The sequence below is a fragment of the Paraburkholderia oxyphila NBRC 105797 genome (assembly GCF_000685075.1).
Taxonomy (GTDB): Bacteria; Pseudomonadota; Gammaproteobacteria; order Burkholderiales; family Burkholderiaceae; genus Paraburkholderia; species Paraburkholderia oxyphila.
In genome coordinates this window covers 1-5541 of the sequence record NZ_BAYD01000211.1, presented here as the reverse complement: position 1 = coordinate 5541, position 5541 = coordinate 1, and the positions used below count along the sequence as shown (strand labels likewise).

The 5541-nt window shown below is 61.2% G+C and carries 6 protein-coding genes; 4 read left to right on the top strand and 2 right to left on the bottom strand.

Annotated features, from left to right (window positions below):
• Positions 1–62 precede the first annotated feature (62 nt).
• Entirely contained in the window at positions 63–662 is a 600-nt protein-coding gene (locus BO1_RS47920; protein WP_028223653.1) for a nuclear transport factor 2 family protein, read from the bottom strand.
• A gap of 122 nt (positions 663–784) precedes the next feature.
• Between BO1_RS47920 and BO1_RS47915 the strand changes: the two genes are divergently transcribed.
• Complete coding sequence (locus BO1_RS47915) at positions 785–1327, top strand: MarR family winged helix-turn-helix transcriptional regulator (RefSeq protein ID WP_028223652.1); 543 nt, start codon at positions 785–787, stop codon at positions 1325–1327.
• 79 nt (positions 1328–1406) lie between these two features.
• On the opposite strand, the gene BO1_RS47910 is transcribed toward BO1_RS47915, so the two are convergent.
• A complete protein-coding gene (locus tag BO1_RS47910) occupies positions 1407–2630 on the bottom strand; it encodes an IscS subfamily cysteine desulfurase (RefSeq protein ID WP_028223651.1) in 1224 nt (407 codons plus the stop codon).
• Between the two features lie 260 nt (positions 2631–2890).
• Here BO1_RS47910 and BO1_RS47905 point away from each other — a divergent pair, with 260 nt between their 5' ends.
• Genes BO1_RS47905 through BO1_RS47895 form a run of 3 tightly spaced genes read left to right on the top strand, consistent with a single transcriptional unit; the run spans position 2891 to position 5362 of the window.
• The gene (locus BO1_RS47905; RefSeq protein WP_028223650.1) at positions 2891–3421 is read left to right on the top strand and encodes a flavin reductase family protein; all 531 of its coding nucleotides are present in this window, start codon (positions 2891–2893) and stop codon (positions 3419–3421) included.
• Between the two features lie 31 nt (positions 3422–3452).
• Positions 3453–4934 (top strand): 4-hydroxyphenylacetate 3-hydroxylase family protein, encoded by a 1482-nt coding sequence (locus BO1_RS47900; RefSeq protein WP_028223649.1) that lies wholly within the window; start codon positions 3453–3455, stop codon positions 4932–4934.
• Positions 4935–4975: 41 nt separating this feature from the next.
• Positions 4976–5362, top strand: coding sequence for a cupin domain-containing protein (locus BO1_RS47895; RefSeq protein WP_028223648.1), 387 nt, complete (start codon positions 4976–4978; stop codon positions 5360–5362).
• Positions 5363–5541: the final 179 nt, after the last annotated feature.

The following is a 5541-nucleotide window of genomic DNA, read 5'->3' as shown; positions in this document are numbered from 1 at the left end:
ACAAGTTAAGGCCAACGCGCGGAGCGCTACACCAAAACCAACGAAACAAAATTTAAGAATACTCACTTATCGTTGAGCAAGAAATCGGTCTCCGAAGGCCGCTCAAACAGCGCGGCGAATGCCGCATCAGGAAAAGCACCAGCAAACGCCCGAACACCACGCATCAACATCTCGGGCGGCAGCCACGGATAATCCAGCGATTCCTGCAAAGCGCTCAGCTTGACCGACCCGGTATCCCCGATCGTATCCATGCGTTCGATATGAATATGCAGCGCGACGATCCGGTCCACACCTCCGGCCAGGCGGCCAATTCTCCACCGATACGCGCCCTTACCAAGCCGAAGCGCTTCAGTCTCCTTCTCTCTCATCACGACGAGCCAAGGCATGACACAGACGCCGTCTGCATCCACCTCAGGTTCGCCGCACACATAATAGGTGCGGCACCGATCGAACCGCTCACCGAAATCAGCCACCAGCGTCTTCGCAATCGCAGCCGCGCCACTCACGCTGCGCGGAAAATCGATTTCATCGGTTGCGATCGAAAACGTCAACGCCGCGTCGCCGGCAAAACAATCCGCAATCAACTCGGGGCGATTCTGGTCCTTCGCATGCAAATAGCCTTCCAGCAAAGTCTGCACGGTTGAGATGGGCAGTGAGGTCATGTCATGAATCCAGGGCTTGGGCACCCATAAGTATGCACCACGCTGGTGCGGGAGGGGTCTGCCTTTGCGCTATAATTAGGTCGCAAAGGTAACCACGTAAGCAGTCGGGGAGTGTGAACGGCATGGCAAAGCAGCACGATCAGTCCGTATTGACGATTACCAACCCCGCCTGCCTGATCGACGGCAGCGACCGGGAATTCCGCCATCTGATCAACGGGCTGCTGCCGTTCGCGGCGCGCCTGCTGTCGATCCGCGATGGATTCGGCGCGCTGGTCGGCCTGACCGGCATTCAGTATTCCTTGCTCGTCTCGATCTCTCATTTGTCGGACGACGAGGTCGTGACCGTCAACCGGCTCGCCGACCATCTACACCTGAGCGGCGCGTTCGTCACGCTCGAAACCGGCAAGCTCAAGAAGCTCGGCCTGATCGACAAGCGCTCGGATCCCGACGACAAGCGCAAGATGCGCTTGACGGTCACGGCGGCCGGCTGGAAATTGCTTCGCGAGCTGGCGGAGAATCAGCAGACCATCAACAACGTCCTCTTTGAAGGCGTGACAAAGGCGGAATTCAAGGCGCTTTGCTCAGTCGTCGACAGGCTGGTGAGCAACGGCGACCGTGCAACGCTTGACCTGACTCACATGATAGCTCGCCAGCAAAAGCCCTGAGTGAGCTTCCCCGCCCGCGGCAAGCCGGCCATGGCGGCGCGCCATCGCGTCTCGCCGCCATGTCGGGTTCAATGCGGGCTCAATGTGCGGCCCACTGAATCGTCGCAAGGTCGACGCCTTCGAGATGCATGTCCCACAACGGGCTCAGCGCGCGCAGTTTCACCACGGTCTCGCTGACCTGCCTGATCACTTCGTCGACTTCCGCTTCGGTCGTGAACCGGCCCAGCGTAAAGCGTATCGAGCTGTGCGCCAGCTCGTCGCTGCGCCCGAGCGCGCGCAGCACGTACGAAGGTTCCAGCGAAGCGGAAGTGCACGCCGACCCCGATGATACCGCCACGCCCTTGATCCCCATGATCAAGGACTCGCCTTCCACGAAGTTGAAGCTCACATTCAGGTTGTGAGGAATGCGCCGGGTGAGGTGCCCGTTCACGTAGACCTCGTCCAGTTTCGTCAGGCCGGCGAGCAGCCGGTCGCGTAGTGCGCCGACTCGCCGGCTCTCCGCTTCCATCTCTTCCTTCGCAAGCCTGAACGCTTCGCCCATGCCGACGATCTGGTGCGTGGGCAGCGTGCCCGAGCGCATGCCGCGTTCGTGGCCGCCGCCATGCATCTGGGCCTCGATGCGCACACGCGGCTTGCGGCGCACGTAGAGCGCGCCAATGCCCTTGGGGCCGTACAGCTTGTGTGCCGTCACGGTCAGCAGATCGACGCCGAGCGCGTTGACATCGATGGCAATCTTGCCGGCGGCCTGCACCGCATCGCAATGAAAGACGATGCCTCGGGCACGGCACAGCGCGCCAATCTCGGCAATCGGCTGCACGACGCCGGTCTCGTTGTTCACCATCATGACCGATACGAGAACGGTGTCCTCGCGCAGTGCCGCGCGCAGGGTCTCGAAGTCGAGCAGCCCGTCCGCGCCCACGTCGAGGTACGTCACGTCAAAGCCCTGCCGCTCCAGCTCGCGGCACGTGTCCAGAACCGCCTTGTGCTCGGTTTTCACCGTGACGATATGGCGGCCCTTGCCCTTGTAGAAGTTCGCCGCGCCTTTGATCGCGAGGTTGTTGCCCTCCGTTGCGCCGGAAGTCCAGACGATCTCGCGCGAATCGGCGTGCAGCAACTCGGCCACATGCCTGCGCGCCGTTTCCACGGCTTCCTCCGCGGTCCAGCCATAGCTGTGGCTGCGCGAGGCTGGATTGCCGAAATCTTCGTGAAGGAAGGGCACCATCTTCTCGACCACGCGCCGGTCGACCGGCGTGGTCGCGCTGTAGTCCATGTAGATAGGGCGTGTGTCTGTCTTGGCTTGCATGAATCGTGCTCCCTCGGCGGTATCGTGCTCGGCGAGCGTCAGCTCGCGCAACGAAGTGTAGGCGCACTTTCGTCCGCTTCCGCGAACACCCACTCAGCGAGTAGGGTTGTCTTTCAAACAAAGCTTTCTTTTAGTGGTAAACGCCAACTTGCACGCTGCTCCGGTTTTGACTTTAATAATAGCTATGAAACAAAGCTAAATTAATTCGCATTGTGAGCATGGGAAACCGGTGCGCAAGGCGGCGGAACAAGGAGAGCGAAATGGGCAGCACAACAGCACAGCCTGAAGGGAGCGTCGACGTCCAGCGGCAATTCCGGACGGCTTTGTCGATGTTCGCCACGGGCGTGGCGGTCATTACCGCACCGCGGCAAGAAGGGCATCCGATCGGGATCACGGTGGCCTCGTTCAACTCGGTTTCGCTCGATCCGCCACTGATTCTGTTCTCGGTCGACCGGCGCAGCATGAGCCTCGCCGACTTGTGCAGCGCGCCCAGCTATGCCGTCAACGTGCTCGAAGAGACCCAGCAGGAGATGTCGAACCGCTTCGCCAAGGCAAACGGCGACAAATGGAGCTGGCGCGATGGCGGGGCGAGCGAGCGCGATGCCGCCGTGCTGCTGCCCGATGCGCTCGCGACCTTCGAATGCGAGCCGTATGCGCAGCACGATGGTGGCGACCACGTGATTTTCGTTGGCCGCGTCACGCGTCATCAGGCGCGCTCCCACGGCCGCCCCCTGATTTTCTTTGGCGGACGCTACCGCTCCCTCGACGCCGTGCAGAGCGCATCGGCCTGAAACCGCAGACGAACTCACCTTGGAGAAGATCGTGATCAAGAACGGAACTCAACATATTGCATCGCTGCGCGACGGGCGCGAGGTGTACCTCAATGGCAAACCAGTGGGCGACGTCACCTCGCATCCCGCGTTCCGCAATTCCATTCGCAGCTACGCGAATCTCTACGATTTCCAGGCACGCCCGGAAAACGTCGAGAAGATGACCTTCACGTCTCCCGACACCGGCAGGCGCGTGAGCCGGATCTGGGAACTGCCGGCGTCTTATGAGCAACTGGTCGAGCGGCGCGAAGCCCTCGAAGCCTGGACGGAACTCCATTTCGGTTTCATGGGGCGCTCGCCGGACCACGTTGCGTCCTGCCTTGCCGGCATGGTCATGGGCATCGACGTGTTCGAGCAATACGACCCGGCGCGTGCCGGCGTGCTGAGCGACTACTACAAATATGCGCGCGACAACGACCTGTTCCTGACCTACGTGATCGTCAATCCGCAGGCGAACCAGGTCAAGTCGGCGCACGAGCAGGAAGACAAGTATCTGGCCGTCGGCATTGTGGACCAGGATGCCGAGGGGATCACCGTGCGCGGCGCGAAGATGCTGGCGACGAGCGGCATCATGGCGAACGAAGTGTTCTGCAGCTGCATCCAGCCCTTGCGCCAGGGCGACGAGATGTATGCGCTCTCGTTCGCGGTGCCGATGAACGCGAAGGGCATGAAGGTGATGTCGCGCAAGTCGTACGAGGAGCACGCGCCGTCGGTATTCGACAACCCGCTCTCGAGCCGCTACGACGAAAACGACGCGGTGCTGTACTTCGACGACGTCAAGGTGCCCTGGGAGCGCATCTTCATCGCCGGCGACGTTGCGATGTGCGCGAAGCAGTTTCACGCCACGCCGGCGCACGTCTATCAAAACTACCAATGCCAGGTTCGTCTGATGACGAAGCTGCGCTTCCTGGTCGGGCTCGGCCTCAAGATCTCGGAAGTGAACGGGACGAACACTTTCCCGCAGGTTCGCGAGGCGTTAGGCCAGCTCTCGGCGGAAGCCTCCATGGTCGAGGCGTACGTCTACGGGATGGAGGCGAAGGGGGCCATGGTCAACGGCTACTACGTGCCCGACCGCAACATGCTGTACAGCTCGCAGGTCCTGACACAGCAGCTCTACTCGAAGATCCTCAACACGCTGCGCGAGCTTGCGGGTGGCGGGATGATCATGCTGCCGTCGAGCGTTCAGGACTTCGAAAATCCCGATCTGCTGCGCATCATCGAGAAGACCCAGAAGTCGCCGGTGTGCAGCTCGGAAGAGCGCGTCAAGTTCTTCAAGCTCGCCTGGGACGCCGTTGGCTCGGAGTTCGCGTCGCGCCACAACCAGTACGAGCTGTTCTACGCCGGTGCGTCGTTCGTGACCAAGGGCCACGCCTATCGCACCTATGACTGGCACCGTGCCACGGGCCTCGTCGACAACATGCTGTCGAGCTATTCGCTCGACCAGGAGTTGGCGAAGGCGCCGCGCGCGGCCTGAGTGCCCATCGATGCAATTCAGATTCCACCAAGGAGAGACACATGGCAATCAACAAACTTCATGACGAGTTTCATGGCCTGGACATGGCAAAGGGCTGGCGGCTTCCCGAGGGCTACGACCCGGATTCGGGTGCGCAGGAGCTGATTCTTTCCGGCGAACTCGATACGGACAACAAGCGCGGGAGTCGCACGCGCCTGCTGCGCCTGCCCGCCGGGCTGTTTACGAAGAGGCCGTTTGTGCACGATTACTGGGAGGAGGTCTTTCTCGTGGAGGGCGACTTGACCGTTGGGAATGACGAGCACGGGCAGGGCGGCAAGCCCTTTGAGGGCTATACCTATGCGGTGCGTCCGCCTGGCGCGTGGCATGGTCCGTTCAAGTCGAACGACGGTTGTGTGCTGCTGGAAATTCACTATTACGATCCGGCTTGATCATGGTGTGTACGCTCGGTGTGTTGCGAGCGTGGCTCGCGGAGCGCTGCACCGGTGCCGTTGAGCTTGTGGCATCGTGCCTGGCTCGGATCGAGAATGTCGTAAGGCAAGCTCCTTAAAGCGCTTTTTTGCGCTCGGCGCCTTGTGGCCTTAACTTGTATTCGCGGCGGGCCGCAGGC